Origin of the sequence: Sphingomonas sp. Root241, assembly GCF_001428865.1 — a bacterium.
Lineage (GTDB): Bacteria > Pseudomonadota > Alphaproteobacteria > Sphingomonadales > Sphingomonadaceae > Sphingomonas.
On sequence record NZ_LMIV01000001.1, the window covers coordinates 1098597 to 1119934 of the forward strand.

General features: G+C 65.2%; 19 protein-coding genes and 1 tRNA gene. 17 read left to right on the plus strand and 3 right to left on the minus strand.

The annotated features are described in order from the left end of the window. Positions 1 to 39: 39 nt before the first annotated feature. Positions 40 to 124: transfer RNA gene (locus tag ASE13_RS05240), tRNA-Leu, on the plus strand. A 4-nt stretch (positions 125 to 128) separates the two neighbouring features. Here the strand turns inward: ASE13_RS05240 and ASE13_RS05245 are convergent. After that, complete coding sequence (locus tag ASE13_RS05245) at positions 129 to 2318, minus strand: EAL domain-containing protein (protein WP_056612378.1); 2190 nt, start codon at positions 2316 to 2318, stop codon at positions 129 to 131. Next, on the minus strand, positions 2315 to 4216 hold the full coding sequence (locus tag ASE13_RS05250) for a sensor histidine kinase (RefSeq protein ID WP_082596379.1): 1902 nt from the start codon (positions 4214 to 4216) through the stop codon (positions 2315 to 2317). The genes ASE13_RS05245 and ASE13_RS05250 overlap by 4 nt, the downstream gene beginning before the upstream one ends. Positions 4217 to 4406: 190 nt before the next feature. On the opposite strand from ASE13_RS05250, the gene ASE13_RS05255 reads away from it, so the two are divergent. Next, positions 4407 to 4919 (plus strand): hemerythrin domain-containing protein, encoded by a 513-nt coding sequence (locus tag ASE13_RS05255; protein ID WP_056612381.1) that lies wholly within the window; start codon positions 4407 to 4409, stop codon positions 4917 to 4919. Positions 4920 to 5120: 201 nt separating this feature from the next. Here the strand turns inward: ASE13_RS05255 and ASE13_RS05260 are convergent, their stop codons facing one another. Beyond that, on the minus strand, positions 5121 to 6452 hold the full coding sequence (locus tag ASE13_RS05260) for an MFS transporter (protein ID WP_056612383.1): 1332 nt from the start codon (positions 6450 to 6452) through the stop codon (positions 5121 to 5123). A gap of 132 nt (positions 6453 to 6584) precedes the next feature. Here ASE13_RS05260 and cyoA point away from each other — a divergent pair, with 132 nt between their 5' ends. The 15 genes from cyoA to ASE13_RS05335 all read left to right on the plus strand — a co-directional run bounded on the left by cyoA (position 6585) and on the right by ASE13_RS05335 (position 21335). After that, entirely contained in the window at positions 6585 to 7631 is a 1047-nt protein-coding gene (gene cyoA, locus ASE13_RS05265) for a ubiquinol oxidase subunit II (protein ID WP_056612385.1), read from the plus strand. Beyond that, positions 7632 to 9632: a cytochrome o ubiquinol oxidase subunit I gene (gene cyoB, locus ASE13_RS05270; RefSeq protein WP_056612389.1), complete on the plus strand. Its 2001-nt coding sequence runs from the start codon at positions 7632 to 7634 to the stop codon at positions 9630 to 9632. A gap of 1 nt (position 9633) precedes the next feature. Next, on the plus strand, positions 9634 to 10266 hold the full coding sequence (gene cyoC / locus ASE13_RS05275; RefSeq protein WP_056612393.1) for a cytochrome o ubiquinol oxidase subunit III: 633 nt from the start codon (positions 9634 to 9636) through the stop codon (positions 10264 to 10266). Next, positions 10263 to 10637, plus strand: coding sequence for a cytochrome o ubiquinol oxidase subunit IV (gene cyoD, locus ASE13_RS05280; RefSeq protein ID WP_056612400.1), 375 nt, complete (start codon positions 10263 to 10265; stop codon positions 10635 to 10637). Before cyoC ends, cyoD begins: the two co-directional genes overlap by 4 nt. Next, a complete protein-coding gene (locus ASE13_RS05285; protein ID WP_082596605.1) occupies positions 10634 to 11338 on the plus strand; it encodes an SURF1 family protein in 705 nt (234 codons plus the stop codon). The genes cyoD and ASE13_RS05285 overlap by 4 nt, the downstream gene beginning before the upstream one ends. Then, complete coding sequence (locus tag ASE13_RS05290) at positions 11338 to 12651, plus strand: ATP-binding protein (RefSeq protein WP_056612402.1); 1314 nt, start codon at positions 11338 to 11340, stop codon at positions 12649 to 12651. The genes ASE13_RS05285 and ASE13_RS05290 overlap by 1 nt, the downstream gene beginning before the upstream one ends. Continuing rightward, on the plus strand, positions 12648 to 13187 hold the full coding sequence (locus ASE13_RS05295) for a response regulator transcription factor (protein ID WP_156404743.1): 540 nt from the start codon (positions 12648 to 12650) through the stop codon (positions 13185 to 13187). Before ASE13_RS05290 ends, ASE13_RS05295 begins: the two co-directional genes overlap by 4 nt. A 133-nt stretch (positions 13188 to 13320) precedes the next feature. Then, positions 13321 to 13548 carry a hypothetical protein gene (locus ASE13_RS05300; protein WP_056612403.1) on the plus strand — a complete coding sequence of 76 codons (228 nt, stop codon included), beginning with the start codon at positions 13321 to 13323 and terminating at the stop codon, positions 13546 to 13548. A gap of 269 nt (positions 13549 to 13817) precedes the next feature. Continuing rightward, positions 13818 to 15209, plus strand: coding sequence for a sugar transferase (locus ASE13_RS05305; RefSeq protein ID WP_056612405.1), 1392 nt, complete (start codon positions 13818 to 13820; stop codon positions 15207 to 15209). Between the two features lie 116 nt (positions 15210 to 15325). Continuing rightward, the gene (locus tag ASE13_RS05310; RefSeq protein ID WP_029724433.1) at positions 15326 to 15505 is read left to right on the plus strand and encodes a hypothetical protein; all 180 of its coding nucleotides are present in this window, start codon (positions 15326 to 15328) and stop codon (positions 15503 to 15505) included. A gap of 240 nt (positions 15506 to 15745) precedes the next feature. Then, the gene (locus ASE13_RS05315) at positions 15746 to 16975 is read left to right on the plus strand and encodes a hypothetical protein (protein WP_235536851.1); all 1230 of its coding nucleotides are present in this window, start codon (positions 15746 to 15748) and stop codon (positions 16973 to 16975) included. Positions 16976 to 16979: 4 nt separating this feature from the next. After that, complete coding sequence (locus ASE13_RS05320) at positions 16980 to 17858, plus strand: polysaccharide biosynthesis/export family protein (protein WP_156404744.1); 879 nt, start codon at positions 16980 to 16982, stop codon at positions 17856 to 17858. A 26-nt stretch (positions 17859 to 17884) separates the two neighbouring features. Beyond that, positions 17885 to 19225: an ATP-binding protein gene (locus ASE13_RS05325; RefSeq protein ID WP_056612407.1), complete on the plus strand. Its 1341-nt coding sequence runs from the start codon at positions 17885 to 17887 to the stop codon at positions 19223 to 19225. Then, positions 19222 to 20586 carry a GNVR domain-containing protein gene (locus ASE13_RS05330; RefSeq protein ID WP_056612408.1) on the plus strand — a complete coding sequence of 455 codons (1365 nt, stop codon included), beginning with the start codon at positions 19222 to 19224 and terminating at the stop codon, positions 20584 to 20586. The genes ASE13_RS05325 and ASE13_RS05330 overlap by 4 nt, the downstream gene beginning before the upstream one ends. Beyond that, the gene (locus ASE13_RS05335) at positions 20583 to 21335 is read left to right on the plus strand and encodes a hypothetical protein (protein ID WP_056612412.1); all 753 of its coding nucleotides are present in this window, start codon (positions 20583 to 20585) and stop codon (positions 21333 to 21335) included. The genes ASE13_RS05330 and ASE13_RS05335 overlap by 4 nt, the downstream gene beginning before the upstream one ends. Positions 21336 to 21338 lie beyond the last annotated feature (3 nt).

Sequence of the window (21338 nt, forward strand, 5' to 3'; positions counted from 1 at the left end):
GCGGCCGGGGCGCCCTTCGTCTAGCCACACCCGCTCGCTGCCCCTGTGGCGAAATTGGTAGACGCGACCGACTCAAAATCGGTTGCCGCAAGGCATGCTGGTTCGAGTCCGGCCAGGGGCACCATTTCCTAGGTGCAGCTATGCTTCCGTAGCGAAAGCGGAGCGCTTTCGTCGCCCTCGCGAGGTTCGAGGATGCGCAGCATCTCGCTTGCGCGTACCGGCTCGCTGAACAGGAAGCCCTGCATGTTGGGACATGCTCCCCTGGCGAGGCGAGCGCGTTGTTGTTCGGTCTCGACACCCTCGGCGACGCAGTCGAGGCCGAGCGTGCGCGCGAGATCGAGGATGCTTTGCACGATCGCCGCGGTGCCGCCGTCGGTCTCCATGTCGCGCACGAAGGTCCGGTCGATCTTGATCCGGTCGAGCGGGAAGCGGCTCAGATATCCCAATGCGGACCAGCCGGTCCCGAAGTCGTCGAGCGACAGCGCGATGCCGAGCTCCTTGAGCTCCCTCATGATCCGCAGCGTCGCATCGGTGTCGTCGAGCGTGAGGCTCTCGGTCAGCTCCAGTTCGAGCCAACAAGGGGCGAGGCCCGATTCGGCGAGCGCGTCGCGAACCGTCCGGACGAGATCGCCACGATAGAATTGTTGGGCGGAGACGTTCACTGCGATCCGGATGGGGGCGATCCCGAGCGCCTGCCATGCGGCATTCTGGCGGCAGGCCTCCCGCAGGACCCAACTGCCGACTTCCACCATCAGCCCGCGTTCCTCGAGCAGCGGAATGAACACGATCGGCGAGATCAGGCCTTCGCCCGGATGGTTCCACCGGAGCAGGCTTTCGACCCCGACGACATGACCGTGGGCGAGCGATATCTGTGGTTGATAATAGACTTCGAACTCGCCCCGGGCGCAGGCGCCGTGCACGTCCTGCGACAACATGCGCCAGCGCTCTCCGGGCACATTCAGTTCATGCGTGTAGCGCCGGCAGGTGTTGCGGCCATCCTTCTTGGCACCGTACATCGCGGTGTCGGCCGCCTGAAGCAGCGCACGCGGACTATCCCCGTCCTCGGGAAACAGGCTGATGCCGATGCTCGCGGAGACATGGGCGCGCTGTCCTTCGAGTTCGAAAGGCTCGGCAAGGGCGGCGAGGATCCGCTCCGCCACTTCCTCGGCCCGTTCGCGGGTGCCGATGTCCGACAGCGCGATCACGAACTCGTCGCCACCCAGGCGCGCCGCAGTGTCGGTGTCGCGAAGGCATTGGAGGAGGCGATCGGAAACGACTTCGAGCAATTGATCGCCGACCAGGTGGCCGAGACTGTCGTTGACCTGCTTGAAATGATCGAGGTCGATCACGAGGAGCGCACTAGCGCCACCGCTGCGCCTTGCCCGGGCGAGCTCGCTGCTCAGGCGGTCGAAGAACATGATGCGATTCGGCAGCCCGGTGAGCGCGTCGTGCAGCGCAAGGTAACGAATGCGCGCCTCGGACTGTTTGCGTTCGCTGATGTCGCGAAGGTTGAACTGCGCCATTCTGCGACCCGCCGCTTCGCAAGTCGAGGCGAGCAGATCGACGAACACGTGCGAGCCGTCGGCAGCGCCGATCGACAGATCGTCGCGATGCAGCGCGCCCGAGCGTTCCAGCTCCGCCAGCGCGGCGACATCGGCGAGCTCCGCGAATTCCGGAACCGACCGGATATTCCGCCCCGCCAGCACTTCCCGCGTTTGACCCACCATCGCGAGAAGGCGGGGGTTCGCGTCCGTGATCTGTCCGGAGTCGATGTCCAGCAGCAGGATGCCGTCGCCTGCTGTCTCGAACAGGCGGCGATAATTCTGCTCCGATGCGCGCAGCGCCGTCTCCGTCTTCGTGCGCGCGACGATCTCCTGCTCGAGCACGCTGTTCTGCAGCGCAAGGCGTTGCCGGGCCGAGCGCAGCGCCAGATGAGTCGAGATGCGCGCGAGCAATTCCTCGAAGTGAAACGGCTTGGGCACATAATCCACGCCGCCGGCGTCGAATGCCGCGACCTTGTCGCGCACGTCGCCAAGTGCCGTCATGAAGATGACCGGAATGTCCCCCGTCGCCGGATTCGCCTTCAGCCGGCGGCACGTCTCGAATCCGTCCATCTGGGGCATCATCACGTCGAGAAGGATGAGATCGGGGCAGGCATATTCGGCCCGCGCGAGCGCTTCCTCTCCGCCGAGGGCGACGAGTACCTCATAGCCCTGGGCTTCGAGATGGCCGACCACCACGCCCAGGTTCACGGGATTGTCGTCGACGATCAGGATCGTCTCCTTCGCCGAACGGAAGGACGCGTCGAGATTGCTCACGCTTCTACACTTTCGTTGAGGTGGCGCTCGATCACGTCGAGCACCGCGGCGGACTGGTAGCCGCGTGCAAGTTCGAGGATATGCGCTCCAAAATCCGCATATTCCGGGCTGCGCACGATCAATCGCTTCGCCTCGACGCAAACCGCTCGCATGCTGCCTGCGCGCGCCGGGGCGAGAAGCGGCTCCAGCAACGCAGGCGGAGGCACGGCGGGCGTGGAGAAAGCGCCGCGCGCGGGCTCCTGCGCGGGCAGGCCGTTCGAATGCCCCTCCGACGCGCATGTGGTCAGCAATCCGCGATCCGCGAGCGGCAGCGCCAGGTCGAACCAGAAGCGGCTGCCTTCGCCCTCGCGGCTTTCGGCTTCGATCCGGCTCCCCATCCGCGTGATCAGCTGCTGGCTGATGCTGAGCCCGAGCCCGGTGCCGTTCGCGCGGGTTCCGGCGGTACCGGCCTGCTCGAATGCCTCGAACACGCGGTCGAGAGCATCCGCGGCGATACCCTGTCCGGTGTCCCGGACCTCGAACCTCAGCCGCACGTCGCCGCTCGCCTGTTCGACGACGCCGAGCAGGAACATGACTTGACCCGAGTGCGTGAACTTCACGGCGTTGCCGAGGAGATTGATCAGCACCTGCCGCAGATGCTTTTCGTCGCCTTCGATCCCCGCGGGCACGTCGGGAGCGATCGACCACCCGAAGTGCAGGCGCTTCTCCTCCGCGCGCAGGCGCGTCATCTCGGCGACGCTGCGCACCATCGCCCTCACGTCGAACGGCACGGCGGTGATCTCGACCTTGCCCGCTTCGATCTTCGACAGATCGAGAATGTCGGTAATGAGCGACAACAGATGCTCGCCGCTTTCCTGGATCGTTCCCGCGGCCCCCTGGTGCCGCTCGCCCAAATCCGCCGATCGCAGGATCTGCGCATAGCCGAGGATCGCATTGAGCGGAGTGCGGAGTTCGTGGCTCATGTTCGCCAGGAACCGCGATTTGGCATGACTGGCGCTTTCTGCCGCGGCCCGTGCCGTCTCCATCATCCGCGCCTCGGCGATGTGCTGTTCCTGCCGCGCCGCCATGTGCCTTTTCAGGCTCAGCACCCGATAGACGAGAAGCAATGCGGCCAGCGTCGTCCAGATGCCGAGGATCAGCAGATACCATTGCTCGGTCGAAAGCACGCTGCCGTCGAAGTCCAGGGATTCGACCTCGAATTCGTGGTGGCCGGGCCTCGCGTCCGGACCCGTCTGCAAGTCGATGGCGACGACATTGTCGATCATCGGCGTGCTCGCCAAAGGATTGGCTTGCTGATGCGCCTCTATCCACCAGGGCTCGACCACGGCGTCGGCAAGCTGCAGCTCGATGGTCTGGCGACCCGGCACCACCTTGAATTCTATCGCGTTCGGCTGGGCGTCCTCGTCGGCGACCGGCTTGCCGTCGCGCATCCTGCGGTTCTTGAGGGCGAGCTTGAGTGTTTCGGACGCACCCCGATAGTCGATCACGAGCGTGACTTTGCTGAACCGCGACAGATCACGGCCTGAGCCGGTGTTGCGCTTGTCCAGGATCAGGCCATAGCCGCAAAAGGGATAGGCGTAGCCCGGCTTGATCTCGCACGACCATTTGAGTGGCTGCGACGCAATCGAGGTTGCGATCGAGGCGCCGCCGGAGGTTTGATCGCTGTAGGAATAGACAGGTAGTTGAGCGACCAGGGAGGGGCGGATCGCCATGTGGCGGTCGACGATCGTGTTCTTGAAAAGGACAGCGGCAAAGGTCGCGACGAGCAGGACGAATACGATCGCCTCGAGCTTCAGGCCGCCGAGCTTCGAACCGCCAGATCGGGGCTGGTGGCAAGCGACACGATCAGCAGAGGGAAGGGATGAAGGCGACGACACCGCATCCAGTCCTGTCGACACGCTTACACTCCCGACAGCTCATACAAATGGAGCCCATTCACTCCATTATAGAACCGGGCCCGTCGCCGGCTCGCTACTCGCGCGAAAATCTGGGCACCGGGATGCTGCGGCGGTCTTGCGATTGATTCGCAGCGGGAACTTGCGCGCCGATGACGCTTTGCAATGCTCGACATCAAACGGGAGAATTTCCATGCCGGATCAGGAATATACCGACGCGATTGCCCTGCTGAAGGCGGACCATCGCAAGGTCGAGGAACTGTTCGAACGCTATGAAAGCACGAGCGAATCGGCGGCCAAGCGGAAGCTCGCGCACCAGATCTGCGTCGAGCTCAAGATCCACACCGCGATCGAGGAGGAGATCTTCTACCCCGCCTTCAAGGGCAAGATCGAAGGCGATACGCTCGACGAGGCCTATGTCGAGCATGACGGCGCCAAGATCCTGATCAACGATATCGAGGCGGGGAGCCCCGGCGACGAATTCTACGACGCCAAGGTCAAGGTGCTCTCCGAAGAGATACAGCACCATGTTCATGAGGAAGAGATGCGCGGCGAGGGCATGTTCGCCCAGTGCCGCAAGACCGATGTCGACCTAGTCGCGCTGCGCGACGCGATGCTGGCGCGGAAGCAGGAACTGATGGTCCAGGAGAAGAGCGCCGGCCTGCCACCCGCGGAACCGCGTGCGGTGAACCTGCAGCCCGCCTGAGCGTGCGTGGACCAGGTTGAGGACTCATGTCCAAAAAAATGCGTCATCCGCGCGAAAGCGGGGACCCATCTCCTGAACGAGCGGCAAAATGCACCGGTGCGTTTGTGGAAACTGTCGGAGATGGATCCCCGCTTTCGCGGGGATGACGAAGAAGAGAGGCCGGCCTGTTAATCAAAAATCAGCTTGGACAGGCTTCCCAGCCTAGTCCGCCTTGCGGCCCCATTCCTTGTTGATGCCCAGGGCCGCGAGGGTGCAGATCGCGCCGGAGAGCAGATAGGCGCCGACCGACCACAGCCCGAACTGGCTGGCGAGGGTGAGCGCGACGAGCGGGGCGAAGCCCGCGCCGATCAGCCAGGCGAGGTTAGAGGTGAGCGCCGCGCCGGTGTAGCGCCGTTGGCTCGAGAAGCTGCCGTTCACTGCGCCCGAGGATTGGCCGAAGGCAAGCCCGAGCAAAGCGAAGCCTGCGATCATATAGACGGTCTCGCCCGCGCCGCCGGCGCCGAGCAGCTGCGGTGCGAAACCGCTATAGGCGCCGATCAGCACTGCCGATACGCCGAGCACCGCGCGGCGACCGACGCGATCGGCGATCACGCCCGAGGCCATGATCGCGAGCACGCCGACCACTGCGCCGACCATCTCGATGACCAGGAAGCGGACGGGCGGCTCGCCGGTGTAGAGCGCCACCCAGGAGAGCGGGAACACCGTGACGAGGTGGAACATCGCGAAGCTGGCGAGCGGAGCGAAGGCGCCGAGGATCACGGTGCGGCCTTCCTCGCGCAGTGTCTCGCCGACGGGTGCGGGCTGGAGCTCGCGCGATTCGAACAGGTTCTCGAACTCGGGGGTCGCCACCAGCCGCAGCCGCGCGAACAGCGCCACGACGTTGATCGCGAAGGCGACGAAGAACGGATAGCGCCAGCCCCAGGACAGGAAGTCCTCGGTCGACAATGTCGACATGAAGAAGGCGAACAGACCGCAGGCGACGAGCAGGCCCAGCGGTGCTCCCAATTGCGGGATCATCGCGTACCAGCCGCGCCGCTCGTGAGGCACATTGAGCGCGAGCAGCGAGGGCAGGCCGTCCCACGCGCCGCCCAATGCCGCGCCCTGGCCGAGCCGGAATAAGGCGAGCAGCCACACCGCGGCGATGCCGATCTGCCCGTAACCGGGCAGGAAGGCGATCGACATGGTCGAACCGCCGAGCAGGAACAATGCGATGGTGAGCTTCACGCCGCGGCCGTGGTTGCGGTCGATCCACATGAATATCAGCGAGCCGATCGGCCGGGCCATGAAGGCGAGCGCGAACAACCCGAACGAATAGAGCGTGCCGGTCAGCGGATCGGCGAACGGAAAGATCAGCGACGGGAACACCAGCACCGAGGCGATGGCATAGACGAAGAAGTCAAAGAACTCGCTGGTGCGCCCCACGATCACGCCGATCGCGATTTCGCCCGGGGCGACGCGGTGCTCGCGCGCGTTCACGATGCGCGCGTCGCGCTCGAGGGGCGTCGATGTGGACGCGGCGATCGGTGCACTCATTCGCTTTCTGCTCCGGCGGCCTGATTCGATGTTATTGCGTTTCAACGCCCGTTGCACCAGAAAAGCGCGCGAGTGGGGATAGGACAAAATGTCCAATGTCGGCGCATGGGCGCGTCGGGATAGGCGAGGTCCATGCGCGAATACCTGAACCTGCCCACTGCTCGACGCGCCCTGGGAGCGCTGTGCCTCGCGGTGCTGCTCGCGGGCTGCAAAGGCGACGTGCTCGATCCCGCCGGCGATATCGCGCTCCAGCAGCGCGACATCATCTACATCTCGACCGCGCTGATGCTGCTGATCATCGTGCCGGTGATGGCGCTGACGATCGTCTTCGCGTGGCGCTATCGCGAGTCCAACAAGGAAGCGACCTACGATCCCGATTTCGATCACTCGACGTCGCTCGAACTGGTCATCTGGTCGGCGCCGCTGCTGATCATCATCTGCCTCGGCGCCCTCACCTGGTGGAGTACCCACCTGCTCGATCCGTACCGTCCGCTGAACCGGATCTCGGCCGAGAAGGCAGTGGATCCCAAGGCCAAAACGATGGTGGTGCAGGTCGTCTCGCTCGACTGGAAATGGCTGTTCATCTACCCCGAACAGGGCATTGCGACGGTCAACGAGCTGGCGCTGCCGGTCGATCGGCCCGTGCGCTTCGAGCTGACCTCGACCAACATGATGAACACCTTCTACGCGCCCACCCTGGCGGGGATGATCTACACCATGCCGGGGATGCGCGGCACGCTCCACGCGGTACTCAACCGGCAGGGGCAGTTCGACGGCATGTCCGCCAATTACAGCGGCGCCGGCTTCTCCGACATGCGCTTCAAGCTTTACGGCGTCGACCAGGCGGGCTTCGATGCCTGGGTGGCGCGCGTGAAGGGATCGGGCCATGCGCTCGACACCAACGGCTTCCTGGCGCTCGAAAAGCCCAGTGAGAAGGTGCCCGCCATGTACTTCGCCGGCGTAGAAGGCGATTTGTTCGAGCGCGTCTACAAGCGCTGCGTCCGTCCCGGCACCCCCTGCATGAACGGGATGCACGGCGGTCACGGCTCGATGCCGGAGAGCGGAAAGCCCGAAGGCGCATTGTTCAAGGGAGGCGAAGAAAAGGGCCGGGGCGAGAGCCTCACGCCGCCCCCAGGTGCGCAAGCCAGCCCAGCACCGCATTCGCACCAGGAGCGCTAAATGTTCAACGAAACGCTGGCGCGCACGATCTTCGGCCGCCTTACCTTCGACTCCTTCCCGGTTCACGAGCCGATCCTGCTCGTGACCTTCGTCGTGGTGGTTCTACTTGGTCTCGGCCTCGTCGGCGCGGTCACCAAATACCGGCTCTGGGGCTGGCTGTGGCGCGAGTGGTTCACCACCGTGGACCACAAGAAGATCGGGATCATGTACATGATCCTGGGCATCATCATGCTGTTGCGTGGATTTTCCGACGCGCTGATGATGCGGCTCCAGCAATCCTTGTCGTTCGGCGCGAGCGAAGGCTATCTGAACGCCCACCATTACGATCAGATCTTCACCGCGCACGGCACGATCATGATCTTCTTCGTGGCGATTCCGCTCGTCGTGGGGCTGATCAACTTCGTCATGCCGCTCCAGATCGGCGCGCGCGACGTCGCCTTCCCGTTCCTCAACAATCTCAGCTTCTGGCTGACCGTGGCGGGCGCGCTGCTCGTGATGATCTCCTTGTTCGTCGGCGAATTCTCGCGTGCCGGCTGGCTCGGCTATGTGCCGGTCTCCAATCTGCAGAACAGTCCGGATACCGGGCCGGACTATTATCTATGGGCGCTGCAGATCGCCGGCATCGGCACGACGCTGTCGGGCATCAACATGGTCGTCACGATCATCAAGATGCGCGCGCCGGGCATGTCGCTGATGAAGATGCCGATCTTCTGCTGGACCGCTCTGTGCAGCAACGTGCTCGTCGTCGCGATCTTCCCGGTGCTCACCGCCACCTTCGCGATGCTGATGCTCGATCGCTATGTCGGGACCAATTTCTTCACCAACGATCTCGGCGGCAACCCGATGATGTACTGGAACCTGGTGTGGATCTGGGGCCACCCCGAGGTGTATGTGCTCGTCCTGCCGGTGTTCGGCATCTATTCCGAGATCACCTCGACCTTCACCGGCAAGCGGCTGTTCGGCTATTCGTCGATGGTCTACGCGACCGTGGTCATCACGATCCTGAGCTATCTCGTCTGGCTCCACCACTTCTTCACCATGGGATCGGGCGCCAGCGTCAACAGCTTCTTCGGCATCGCCACCATGGTGATCTCGATCCCCACCGGCGCGAAGATCTTCAACTGGCTCTTCACCATGTACCGCGGCCGCATCCGCTTCGAGCTGCCGATGATGTGGGTCGTCGCGTTCATGCTCACCTTCACGGTGGGCGGGATGACCGGCGTGCTCCTCGCCGTGCCCCCGGCGGACTTCGTGCTCCACAATTCGCTGTTCCTGGTGGCGCACTTCCACAACGTGATCATCGGCGGCGTGGTGTTCGGCCTGTTCGCGGGGATGGATTACTGGTTCCCCAAGGCGTTCGGTTTCAAGCTCGACCCCTTCTGGGGCAAGATCCACTTCTGGGGTTGGGTGATCGGCTATTGGGTGGCGTGGACCCCGATGTACATCGCCGGACTGATGGGCGTGACGCGCCGCGTGCGCCATCTCGACGATGCGACATTGCAGCCGCTGTTCGTGATCGCGGCGATCGGCGCGGTGATCATCCTGATCGGCATCGCGGCGTTCATCATCCAGATCGCGGTGAGCATCAAGAACCGCGACAAGTTGCGCGACACCACCGGCGATCCGTGGGACGGCCGCACGCTCGAATGGGCGACCTCGTCGCCGCCGCCGGCCTATAATTTCGCATTCACGCCCAGGGTCCACGATCTCGACGCGTGGTACGACATGAAGCAGCGCGGGCACGAAGTGCCGCGGGCCGGCTTCCAGCCGATCCATATGCCGCGCAACACCGGCGCGGGCGTGATCCTCTCGTTCCTCGCCCTGGCGCTCGGCTTCGGTATGGTCTGGTACATCTGGTGGCTCGCGGCGCTCTCGGCGGTCGGCCTGTTCGTCGTCTCGATCGGCCACACCTTCAACTACAACCGCGACTATTTCATCCCGGCGGATGAAGTCGCGCAGGACGAAAGCGAGCGCCTGAAGCTGCTCGGCGCAGGAGCCTGACATGGCGAGCGACGCAATGACCGCCGAGGGCGCGGCCAACCCGACCTTCTATCACGTCGAAGAGCATCACCACGAGACCGGCGGCAGCACCGCTTTGGGTTTCTGGATCTACCTGATGAGCGACGCGCTCATCTTCGCCACCCTGTTCGCCACTTATGGCGTGCTCAGCACCAGCTATGCCGGCGGGCCGACCCCGGCCGAGATATTCGAGCTGCCGCTGGTCGCAGTGAACACGGCCCTGCTGCTCATTTCGTCGATCACCTACGGCTTCGCGATGATTGCGATGCAGGAAGGCAGACTGAACGGCACCCGGCTGTGGCTGGTGATCACCGGGCTGCTCGGCGCCGGGTTCGTCGGGATCGAGCTGTTCGAGTTCAGCAGCCTGATCCATGAGGGCGCGACGCCGCAGACCAGCGCCTTCCTGTCGGCCTTCTTCACTCTCGTTGCGACGCACGGGCTGCACGTCACCTTCGGCATCATCTGGCTGTGCGTGATGCTGGTCCAGCTCGGCCAGCGCGGGCTGCATCCTGAGAACCAGCGGCGGCTGATGTGCCTCAGCATGTTCTGGCACTTCCTCGACGTCGTCTGGATCGGCGTCTTCACCTTCGTCTATCTCCTCGGAGTCCTGCGATGAGCGCGCCCCACAGCACCCACGACGCCGACGGGCACGAAGGCGGGCACGGCCATTTCTCGCGCCGCGGCTATCTGATGGGCTTCCTGCTTTCGGCGGTGCTCACTGCGATCCCGTTCTGGCTGGTGATGACCGGCGTACTGCAGGACAAGCAGGCCGCAGTGCTGATCGTGATCGGTTTAGCGGTGATCCAGATACTGGTTCACACTGTCTGCTTCCTACACCTCAACACCCGCTCGGAAGGCGGCTGGACGCTGATGGCCTATATCTTCACGGCAGTGATCGTGCTGATCGTGATCACGGGATCGCTGTGGATCATGTATCATATCAACGGGAATATGATGCCCGCGCCGGCGGGGGGCTTCGGCTCCTGACATCCGGCGCCCGGCGCAACTGGTTCCTCGCGTTCGCGCTGCTCGCCGGCGCGGGCTTCACGGCGCTGGGCGTGTGGCAGATCGAGCGGCGGGCGTGGAAGCTCGACCTGATCGCCAGGGTCGATGCCCGCATCCATGCGCCCGCCGCGCCCTTGCCGGCCCGCGCCGATTGGGTGCGCGTAAATGCGCGTGATGATGCCTATCGGCATGTCCGCGTAACCGGCAGCTTCCTCCACGATCGCGAGACGCTGGTTCAGGCGGTCACCGAACGGGGTGCGGGCTTCTGGGTGCTGACGCCGCTGCGCACTGCCGAGGGGATCGTGCTGGTCAATCGCGGCTTTGTGCCGCCCGAGCGTCGCGACCCGGCGCGCCGCCATGCGAGGCAGGGGCCGGTGACGGTCACCGGCCTTTTGCGGATGAGCGAGCCGGGTGGAGCGTTCCTGCGTTCCAACGATCCTGCGACGGGGCGCTGGTATTCGCGCGATGTGGCGGCGATCACCCGCACGCGGGGGCTAGGCGATGTGGCGCCCTTCTTCGTCGACGCGGATGCGACGCCCAATCCCGGCGGCTACCCCGTCGGCGGGCTGACCGTCGTCGCTTTCCCCAACAACCATCTGGTCTATGCATTGACGTGGTTCGGACTCGCTGCGCTCTCGGCCTGGGGCGCGGCACTGATCCTGCGCAAGGCAAGGCGGAATTGATGGACGCGCCACTTCTCGCACTCACCCGCAAGCGCGCCGGCGCGCCGAGCGGCCCGTCGCCCGAAAGCGCCGCAGCCGACAATATGCGCCAGCTCATCCAGCTGCGCTGGATTGCGGTGGCGGGGCAGGTCGTCACGATCTTCGCGGTGCATTTCGGGCTCGGCGTGGTGCTGCCGCTCGGTTCGATGCTGGGTGTTGCCGCGGCACTCGCCGCCGCCAACCTCGCCGCGACGCTCGCGCTGCCGCGCCACCGCGTGCACAATGCCGAGATCATGGTGGCGCTGCTCGTCGATATGACGGCTCTGACGCTCCAGCTCTATTTCAGCGGCGGCGCGACCAATCCGTTCATCTCGCTCTATCTGCTCCAGGTCGTGCTCGGCGCGATCCTGCTTCCGCGCGGATCGGTCTGGGTGCTCGTGGCGGCGACGTGCTTTTGCTACGCGCTGCTCAGCGTCCGCCACATTCCGCTCGTGCTTCCCGCTTCGCTGCTGGCCGAGAGCGCGGATCTCTACAGGATCGGCAACTGGATCGGCTTTGCGATGGTCGGCACCTTGCTCGTGCCCTTCGTCACCCGGATCAGCCACAATCTGACCGCGCGCGACGCCTATCTCGCCGGGCTGCGGCAGCAGGCGGTCGAGGAAGATGGCATCATCCGCATGGGGCTGTTCGCGTCGGGCGCGGCGCACGAGTTGGGCACGCCGCTCTCGTCGATCTCGGTGATCCTCGCGGACTGGCGCCGCATGCCGCGGATCGCCGGGGATCCCGAACTCGCCGCCGAAGTCGCCGAGATGCAGTCCGAGGTGCAGCGGTGCAAGGTCATCGTCTCGGACATCCTCCATTCGGCGGGCGAGCCGCGCGGCGAAGCGATGGCGAGCACTCCTGCGCGTGCTTTCCTCGAGGTGCTGGCGGAGGAATGGCAGGTCGCGCACCCGCACGTTCCGCTCGTCTTTCGCGCAGTGCTTCCGCCCGAAGCGACGATCCCCACCGATCCCTCGCTGCGACAGGCGATCTGGAACCTGCTCGACAATGCCGGCGAAGCCTCACCCGGTTATGTGGCGCTCGACGCGGGGATCGAAAGCGAGGCGCTGGCGATCGGCGTGTCCGACCACGGGCCCGGTTTCCCGCCCGATCAACTCGCGAGCATCGGCAGGCTCTATCAGTCGGGAAAGGGCGCAGGCCACGGCCTGGGACTGTTTCTCGCGGTCAACGTCGCGCGACGGCTGGGCGGACGGCTGGAGGCGAACAACCGCGATATCGGTGCGCAGGTTCGGCTGGTGCTGCCGTTGCTCGTTCCGGTGAAGGAGAGCGAATGACGTTGGAGCCCAGCCGGAGACTGGTGCTCGTCGAGGATGACGAGACCTTCGCGCGGACGCTCCAGCGTTCGCTCGAGCGGCGGGGCTATCAGGTCGCGCTCGCACGCAGCCCGGCCGAGCTCGACGCGCTGATCGAAACGCAAGGCTTCGAGTTTGCGGTGGTCGATCTCAAGCTGGGTACCGCATCAGGCCTGCCCTGCGTCGCGAAGCTTCACGCGCATAATCCGGAGATGCAGATCGTGGTGCTGACCGGCTTTGCCAGTATCGCCACCGCCGTCGAGGCGATCAAGCTCGGGGCGCGCCACTATCTGGCCAAGCCCTCGAACGCCGACGACATCGAGGCGGCGTTCGGCAGGGCCGGGGGCAATGAAGACGAACCGATCGGCGCGCGCCCGACCTCGATCAAGACGCTCGAATGGGAGCGGATCAACGAGACGCTGGCCGCGACTGGGTTCAATATCTCGGAGACTGCGCGACAGCTCGGCATGCATCGCCGCACGCTGGCGCGGAAGCTGGGTAAGCGGCCGGTGAAGTGAAGGCGTGCGGCAATGCGACAGTCGGTGCCCCGCAGGCGTCGCCGATTACGCTCGAAAGATTGTCTACGATGCTATACAGTCGGCAAGGCAGGGTCGAGGCCGAGGCGCCCGCATCCTGCGACGAGAGGATGCAATGTCGGAAGGATCAGGCGGGCCGTGGACCTCGTCGGGAGCGCATATATCGGCGCCACCGCAGGAAACCGCGCATGCTGCTGCAGCCGAGCCGATCGAACGCGGCGGACGCTTCCCCGAATTCCCCGCCGAACGCGCCGAACGCGGCATCCAGATACTGTCGCGACTCGCCGGACCGCTGGTTTTCTTCCTCGCATTGGGCGGAATCGCATGGTTGCTGCTCAAGTAACTGATCGAGCGTGATTTTGCGTTGAGCGTGGGAAAGTCCGCTTAACCTGGATTTGGTTGCCGGATAAAACCCACCGATTTGCCGTCCTATCGGCGAATCTCTCTCCCGGCACGGGTCGTCCCGAAAATGCCGGGTTTTCCCCGACCCCCGCTTGCCTTCGCCCTGAGCCTGTGCCCTGCTGCATTGCAGCAAGCGCCTTGCCGATGCTCGGGCAGGGAATTGCTGGCCCTTTTTCGGGTGTGTTGTGTCAGGGAGTTTCGGGGTGTCGCATGTCAAAGATTGACCTAGCGATCCACGGTTATCCGAACCGAACGCCGTTCGCCTCCGCGGCGCGGCGAAGCGCCAAGGTATGGCTGTCGCTGACGCTGATCGGCGCCGATACGCTGGCGCTGATCATCGGCTTCGCGATCGGCCTTCGCATCGAACAGCCCGGCACCATCTCCGGCGACGTGTGGACCTCCTTGCTGGGAGTGATCCTCGTCCATGTCGGCATTTCCTTCCAGAACCAGGCCTATGGCGCCAAATGCCTGACCAATGCGGCATGCAGCACGCGCCAGGCATTGCTGTCGGTCGCGGGCACGCTGCTGCTGTTCCTGCTGGTGGTGTTCTCGCTCAAGGTGACCGGGCAACTGCCGCGTCTCGCGCTGTCGGTGGGTATCGTCTCCACCACGGTCCTCATCGTCAGCCAGCGGCTGCTGCTCTGCCACCTCGTCCGCCGCGCTTATGGCGATCGGCTACACACCGAATTGGTGATCGTCGATGGCGGAAATGTACCCGATGCGTGCCTCGGCGGCGACATCATCGATGCCGGGGCCGCGGCGTTGCGCTCGGATCTCGACGATCCATACATGCTCAACCGGCTCGGCACGCTGCTGCGCCACTATGACCGCGTCGTCATCAGCTGCGCCCCCGAGCGCAAGGTCGAATGGGCGCAGGTACTGAAGGGTGCCAATATCCAGGGCGAGATCATCGTCCCCGAAATCGGCGAGCTCGGGCCGCTGGCGGTGCATCAGCTGAGCGGCGTCACCACCGTCGTCGTTTCGCGCGGGCCGCTGAATCTGCCAAATCGCGCCAAGAAGCGCGCGCTCGATATCGCACTCACCGTGCCGGTGCTGATCGCATTGCTGCCGCTTATGATCACGATCGCGATCCTGATCCGACTCGATTCGCCGGGACCGGTCTTCTTCCGGCAGGAGCGAATGGGGCGGGGCAACCGCATCTTCCACATCCTCAAGTTCCGCAGCATGCGCATCGAGACCAGCGACTCGGACGGCACGCGTTCGGCGAGCCGCGACGATGATCGGATCACGCGGATCGGCCGTTTCATTCGCCGAACGAGCATCGACGAGCTGCCGCAGCTGATCAACGTGCTGCTCGGCGAGATGAGCCTCGTGGGCCCGCGCCCGCATGCGCTCGGGTCGCTTGCCGGCGACGAGCTTTTCTGGCGGGTCGATCGTCAATATTGGCATCGCCATGCGCTCAAACCGGGGATCACCGGCCTCGCGCAGGTCCGTGGCTTTCGCGGTGCGACCGAGCATCGCCGCGATATCGTCAACCGCCTGGAGGCCGATCTCGAATATCTCCACGGCTGGAGCCTGATGCGCGATCTCGGCATCCTTGCGAAGACCGCGCAGGTATTGGTGCACAAGAATGCATATTGAGCAGGAGAGGCTGGGCGAGCGCGAATTAACGATCGCCAACAAGCTTCCATAAAGGATTTTCGGTCATAGCCGCTGCCGGGCAATAAGGGTCTCGGGCAGTGGCGGAAAATTGGTTGATGGCGAGGGACGCCGATGCGGGCTCTGCCGATAATGCGCAGGCGGAGCCGATGTGGCTGATGCCTGCGGACCTTCGCGAGCCGATCGCGGAACGCCTGATCCAGGCCGGCTCGCGCTGGGCGGGAATCGCCAGCTTCGTCGTTGCCCTGGGCGCGGTCGGGCTCTGGCTGCTGGGCTGATCGCCCGGGTCTGAACTTCGCTGACGGCACGTGTTGCCGTCCAGAAACAAACAAGCCGTGCCGTTGGCGCGACCAACTGCATCTGCCCCAGTGGGCACCGGCGCTTGAACGCTCTAGCATGATCAAATTGCTGCACTGCAATGAGGTCGAGAGCGCGTGCTTAGCTCTGACGAAAGAGTAACCGAACGAAAAACTTTCGCATCTGCGAAGGGTTTTTGGCGTGCGCGGCGGGGCGTTGCCGTGTTGCGGGGAAGGCCGCTGCTGGCGGTGTTCGGCGTGCTGTCCGGCGTGCCGGCATATGCCCAGCAAGCCGAGGCGCCGGAGCGTGCTCAGCAAGCTGAGGTGCCGGAACGTGCCCAGGAAGCGCCGCGGCCCAAGCCGCAGCCGGAGGCCAGACAAGGCCTGCGAATCGTGCCTTCGCTGACTGCGGTCTATGACGACAATGTCTATCGCGTCGATTCACGGAGAGAGGATCCCGTCGCCGACGTGATCATCACCCCCGGGGTCGAGATCGGCTATGATCGCGACATCGGAATGGCCGCCGTCAATCTGCGCGCGTACGCGGGCTACGACCGGTTCATCTCCGAAAGCCAGCGGAGCAAGCCGCTTCTCGAGATCGAGGGTTCGGGCAAGTATGTCCTTGCCGGGCAATGCTGGGTGCGGCCGTCCGCGAGCTATCGCCAGCAGCGCGCCGACTATGGCGACATCAACAGTGCCAGCGAGAATCTCCAGAAATTCTCGACGCTCGGCGTCGCTGCCGATTGCGAGCGTCCTGCCGGCCTCTATCCGGTCGTCGCGTGGCAGCGCGACACCACACGCAATGGTGACGGTTTCGAATATGCCGATCAGACCAGCAATCTCTATCGCGCCGGCATCGGCTATTCACGGCCGAGCCTCGGCAAGCTGACTGCTTATTACGAGCACGTCACCAGCGAGCGGCCCCAGCTCGGCGTGGAGAATCGCAGCGACGCTTATGGGCTGTCCTTCTCGCGCTCGGTATCGCCGCTGACTTCGATCGACGCCGATGTCCGCTGGATGCATGTCACCAGCACCGCCGCGGTGGGCAGTTACAATGGGCCGGGCTGGAACGTCAGCATCTCGACGATGGCGATCCCGCGGGTGAAGCTCACCGGCGCCACCGAGCGCACGATCGTCAACGACAGCCTGATCGCGACCGGGTTCGCGGTGCGCACCGCGTGGCGCCTCTCAGCCGACATTGCGTTGAGCGAATTGACCACCATCGGTGTGTATGGCGAGCTGGCGCGGCGCGATTTCCGCCAGGACGCAGCGATCCGCCCGTTCAGCTATACGCATGATCGAACGAACCAGTTCGGTTTGATCGCGCGCCGCAAGATCACCGAGGCTCTGGCTTTGGATCTTACGCTCTCACATCTCGACCGATCCACCAACAGCGACGTCTCGAACTATCGCGCCAATCGCGTGTCGCTTGGCGCAACCATGAGGTTTTGAACCTATGAGGAACATTCTCCTGACCCAGAGCCGGCTCTTCACCGCGGCGATCGCCGCATCCGCCCTCGCCTTGCCGGTAGCGGCGCAGACCACCGGCGCCGGCGTTGCCGCCGCACCGGCGGCGCCTGTCGCCATGGCTTCCGCGCCTGCCGCACCGACGCCCGCCGCGCCGCCTCGGGCCGCCGCGGCGGAAGGCTATCGGCTCGGCCCCGACGACGAGGTGAAGGTCTTCATCTATGGCCAGCCCGATCTGTCGGTCACCACGCGCGTGAAGGCCGATGGCACGATCCGCCTGGCGATGCTCGGCGCAGTCGACGTGCGCGGCAAGACCACCGCCGAGCTCGCCGATACGATCGCCGCGGGATATGCGAAGGGCGGTTATCTCGAGCGGCCTTCGGTCAATGTCGAAGTGTCGCAGTTCGTCAGCCGCTTCGTGACTGTCCTCGGTAACGTGCCCCAGGCGGGCAATTATCCGCTCGATCGGCCCTATACGGTTGCCGGGATGCTCGCCCGGGCGGGGGGCGCCACCGCCACTGGCGCGAATGCCGTCATCCTCACGCCCGCCGACGGCAGCGGGCCCGTCCGCATCTCGCTCGCCGAGATGAATGCGGGTGCGAGCCGGCCGCTTGCGCCCGGTGACATCCTGTTCATCCCGCCGGCGGAGAAGGTCTACGTCTACGGCCAGGTGCAGTCGCCCGGCGCGTTCACCTTCGTGCCCGGCCAGACCTTCCGGCAGGCGCTGGCGCTCGCCGGCGGACCCACGCTCGCGGGCTCGACCAAGCGGATCAAGGTGCGCCGCGCGGGCAAGGAAGTCGAAGGGCTCAATCTCGACGACCCCGTCAAGCCCGAAGACGTGCTGGTCATCCGCGAGAAGCTGTTTTGAGCACGGCGCAGAATTGGAGTCACGGCATGAGCTGGAGCGAGCGATTGCAGCATTGGCTGCGGGGGCTGCTTGGCGGAGACGCCGGCAGCAGACGCATTCCCGAGCGGCTCGATTTTGACGCGCCGCCCGAAGAGGAGGCCGCAGTGCCGATCTCGGGCGGTCGTGCATCGACTGCCGGGCCCAGTATCGCATTCCGGCGCAACGCCGTATTTGCGGCATTCAACACCGCCGTGCCGGTGAGTGATCGCCACGGGCTGGCAGGGCGCAAGAAGGAGCTTGCGCGGCTGATCGACGCAGTGGTCAAGCAGCGCAAGCACGCACTGATCTATGGTGCACGCGGATCGGGCAAGACTTCGCTGGCGCGCGTGTTCGGCGATCTGGCCGATGAGGCGGGATGCGTCGCGCTTTATGGCTCGGCGAGCGAGGGCGCGGATATCGACGGGCTATTCCGACCGTTCCTCGACGAGCTGCCGCTCCAGCGCGGGATCGCGGCGACGATCCCGGCGGACCGGCCGATGAGCGTCCAGCAAGTCGCCAATCTGTTCGTCCAGGGCGTCAATCAGCGCACCTTGCTGATCGTCGACGAGTTCGATCGTGTCGCTGCGGAGCGCACCCGGCACGAAGTCGCGTCGTTGCTCAAGCTGCTCACCGACATGCATTCGACCGTGCAGATCGTGCTGGTCGGGATCGCCGGGAATGTCGACGGGCTGCTCGCCGCGCATCCCTCGCTGCGGCGCCATTTGTTCGCGCAGCCGGTGTCGCCGATCGAGCGCGATGAGCTTGCCGGTTTGCTGCGGCTTTGTGCGCAGCAAGCGGGGCTGTCGTTCGAGGAAGAGGCGGTTCAGACGATCGTCTCGGCGGCGATCGGATCGCCTTATCATGCGCGACTGTTCGGCATGCATGCCGCACTCGCGGCGGAGGGAGCGGGGCGCGATCGCGTCATGCTCGCCGATGCGCAAAAGGGGCTTGCCGAAGCGCTCGCCGAATGGAGCGATCTGACTCCGGACGTCTATGCGATATTCGCACGAGCGCTCGGCCAGGCGGGCCCGTTGCGCGGGATGGTCGCACTGTCGGGCGTGCTCGCCGCGCATGCGCCGGTGCTCACTTTCGAACGGATGACCGCGGCGGGCACCGACCTGTTCGGCGAGGAGCTGGGCGGCCCGACTGCGGTCGATCGCACGATCGGGTTGATCGCTCCGGCGCTGAGCGAGGACGGGATGCCCGGCGAACTGCAGTTCGCGGATTCCCTGTCGCCGCAATTCCTCGTGCTGATGGCGAACGGCGCCGCGTCGCGGCCGCGCGAGGCTGCGACACCGGATCGCGAGGCGCTCGATGCGCGTGAGCTTCTCCAGGGAGTCGGGCTATGACGATCAAGGCAGCCGATCTGATCGAGGCGCTCAAGGCGCGCTGGTTGCTGGTCGCGGCGATCACTGGCGTGTTGTTCGCGATCGTCGCGGGCATCGCACTGGTGCAGCCGCGCCAATATCTGGGGACATCATCGCTGCTCCTGGATCTGTCGCAGACCGATCCCACGGACAGCAGCACCCAGCAGCAACAGGGGCGCGTGGAGACCGACTCGATCATCGCGACGCAGGTCGACCTGATCAAGAGCGCCAAGGTGACCGATGCAGTCGCCAAGGCCGCGGGCTTCGTCGATCAGGTTCCCGCCGATCTTCCGCCGGACGCGCGCCTCCAGCAGGCGGCGGCACGCATGCGCGCCGGGCTTACGGTCACGACCGGGCGGCAGAGCAATGTCCTCCAGATCCAGTTCCTCGATCCCGATCCAGCGGTCGCTGCGCGGGTCGCAAACCTCGCCGCACAGATCTACATGCGCGAGCAGGTGAGTCTCCGCGCTTCGGCGGCGCAGGGTTCGGCGGAATGGTTCGAGGCGCGCACTGCCGATGTCCGTCGCCGCTACGAAGTCGCGCAGAAGAAGCTCTCCGACTTCCAGCGTGCGCACGACATCATCGGCATGAACCGCATGGATCTCGAGGCCGAGAAGCTGAAGAACCTCTCGGCCTATCTCGTCCAGGCGCAGGCCGATGCGGCCGCGGCGCATTCCAAATCGGGTTCGGGCGCGGTGCCCGAAGTGGCGACGTCGCTGGTCGTCCAGAACATCCAGGAAGCGATCGCCACGCAGGCGGCGAAGGTGGCCGAGCTCGGCAAGTCGCTGGGCCCGAACCATCCGCAGATGACCGCCGCCAAGGCGCAATTGAGCGAGCTGCAGGGCCATCTCAGCCAAGCGCGCGGCGTTCAGGCGTCGTCGATGACCGCCAATAGCAGCGCCGCCAGCCGCCGCGAGGCCGAGCTTCGCGCCGAAATGGCGGCGCAGGAGGATCGCATGATCCGGATGTCGGGGGTGCAGGACCAATTGATGGTGATGCAGCGCGATGTCGAGGCGGCGCGCCAGACCTATGACACGGTCCGCCAGCGCTTCAACGAAGCCGCGCTCAAGAGCCAGATCTCGCAGCCCAATGCCAGCCTGCTCGATCAGGCGACGGTGCCGTTGTTCCCCGCGCGCCCGAGCCTGCCCTTGTGGTTCGCCGCGGGGATCGCGCTGGGGCTGCTCGCCGGTATCGCCGCGGTGGTGCTGAGCGAGATCCTGCGCCCGCGCGTCCGCACCGTGAACGGACTGGCGGCTTCGACCGAAGTCGAGGTCATCGCCGACCTCTCTCCCAAATCACGGCCCGTCGAGGGCCTGTTCATGCCACGTCAGGAGGCTGCATGAGGCTCCGTTCCACTGCGGGCGCAAACCCGCTCTTCGCCGAGGCGACGGTCCATCCGGGGAGTGACGCCGAAGCGCCGGCGCATGGCGGTCTCGCGCTGCTCGACCGGGATGACGATCGCGTGGATCCACTGGTGACCGCGGCGTTCGATGCCGACGATCCCTATGTCGCCAAGGTCCGCAAGGTCCGCGCCAAGCTGCTCGCCACGGCCCGCGAGGCGAGCGGCGCCGACGGCAGGCTGCGACTGGCGATCCTATCGCTCCAGGGCGGCGATGAGGCATCGATCCTCGCCGCCAATCTCGCGACGGTGATGGCGCAGATGGACGGGCCGACGATTGTCGTCGATGCCGATATCGACCGGCCCTCGCTCGATCGGCTGCTCCGCTTGCCCAACCGCATCGGGCTCGCCGAGCAGCTGGCCGGTTTGGCGTTGCGGCTGCCGGTGCTCCAGACCGCGATCGACCGGCTGTGGCTGATGCCCGCCGGTCAGGCGGCGGGCGGTGCGGCAACCTTGGTCGAGAAAGGCTCGCTGGCCGAGGCGGCGGAAGGCTGGAACCTCCCCGATGCCAATCTGCTCGCCTTTCTCGCCGAGCGTCCGCGCGGGGGAACCGCGTTCGGCAACATGCTCGAAAAGTTCGACGCGGTTGTGGTCGTCGCGCGGCGGGGCGTCACGCCTGTCGCCGAGATCCGCCGGGTCATCGACGATCTCGACCGGCATCGCATCCCGATCGCCGGTTCGGTGGTGAGCTGAGAG

Excerpts from the sequence above, each read along its gene's own strand:
- ASE13_RS05255 (WP_056612381.1), top strand. The coding sequence starts at position 4,407 with ATGCCGGATCAGGAATATACCGACGCGATTGCCCTGCTGAAGGCGGAC.
- ASE13_RS05260 (WP_056612383.1), bottom strand. The coding sequence starts at position 6,452 with ATGAGTGCACCGATCGCCGCGTCCACATCGACGCCCCTCGAGCGCGAC.
- cyoA (WP_056612385.1), top strand. The coding sequence starts at position 6,585 with ATGCGCGAATACCTGAACCTGCCCACTGCTCGACGCGCCCTGGGAGCG.
- cyoB (WP_056612389.1), top strand. The coding sequence starts at position 7,632 with ATGTTCAACGAAACGCTGGCGCGCACGATCTTCGGCCGCCTTACCTTC.
- cyoC (WP_056612393.1), top strand. The coding sequence starts at position 9,634 with ATGGCGAGCGACGCAATGACCGCCGAGGGCGCGGCCAACCCGACCTTC.
- cyoD (WP_056612400.1), top strand. The coding sequence starts at position 10,263 with ATGAGCGCGCCCCACAGCACCCACGACGCCGACGGGCACGAAGGCGGG.
- ASE13_RS05290 (WP_056612402.1), top strand. The coding sequence starts at position 11,338 with ATGGACGCGCCACTTCTCGCACTCACCCGCAAGCGCGCCGGCGCGCCG.
- ASE13_RS05295 (WP_156404743.1), top strand. The coding sequence starts at position 12,648 with ATGACGTTGGAGCCCAGCCGGAGACTGGTGCTCGTCGAGGATGACGAG.
- ASE13_RS05300 (WP_056612403.1), top strand. The coding sequence starts at position 13,321 with ATGTCGGAAGGATCAGGCGGGCCGTGGACCTCGTCGGGAGCGCATATA.
- ASE13_RS05305 (WP_056612405.1), top strand. The coding sequence starts at position 13,818 with ATGTCAAAGATTGACCTAGCGATCCACGGTTATCCGAACCGAACGCCG.
- ASE13_RS05310 (WP_029724433.1), top strand. The coding sequence starts at position 15,326 with ATGGCGAGGGACGCCGATGCGGGCTCTGCCGATAATGCGCAGGCGGAG.
- ASE13_RS05320 (WP_156404744.1), top strand. The coding sequence starts at position 16,980 with ATGAGGAACATTCTCCTGACCCAGAGCCGGCTCTTCACCGCGGCGATC.
- ASE13_RS05325 (WP_056612407.1), top strand. The coding sequence starts at position 17,885 with ATGAGCTGGAGCGAGCGATTGCAGCATTGGCTGCGGGGGCTGCTTGGC.
- ASE13_RS05330 (WP_056612408.1), top strand. The coding sequence starts at position 19,222 with ATGACGATCAAGGCAGCCGATCTGATCGAGGCGCTCAAGGCGCGCTGG.
- ASE13_RS05335 (WP_056612412.1), top strand. The coding sequence starts at position 20,583 with ATGAGGCTCCGTTCCACTGCGGGCGCAAACCCGCTCTTCGCCGAGGCG.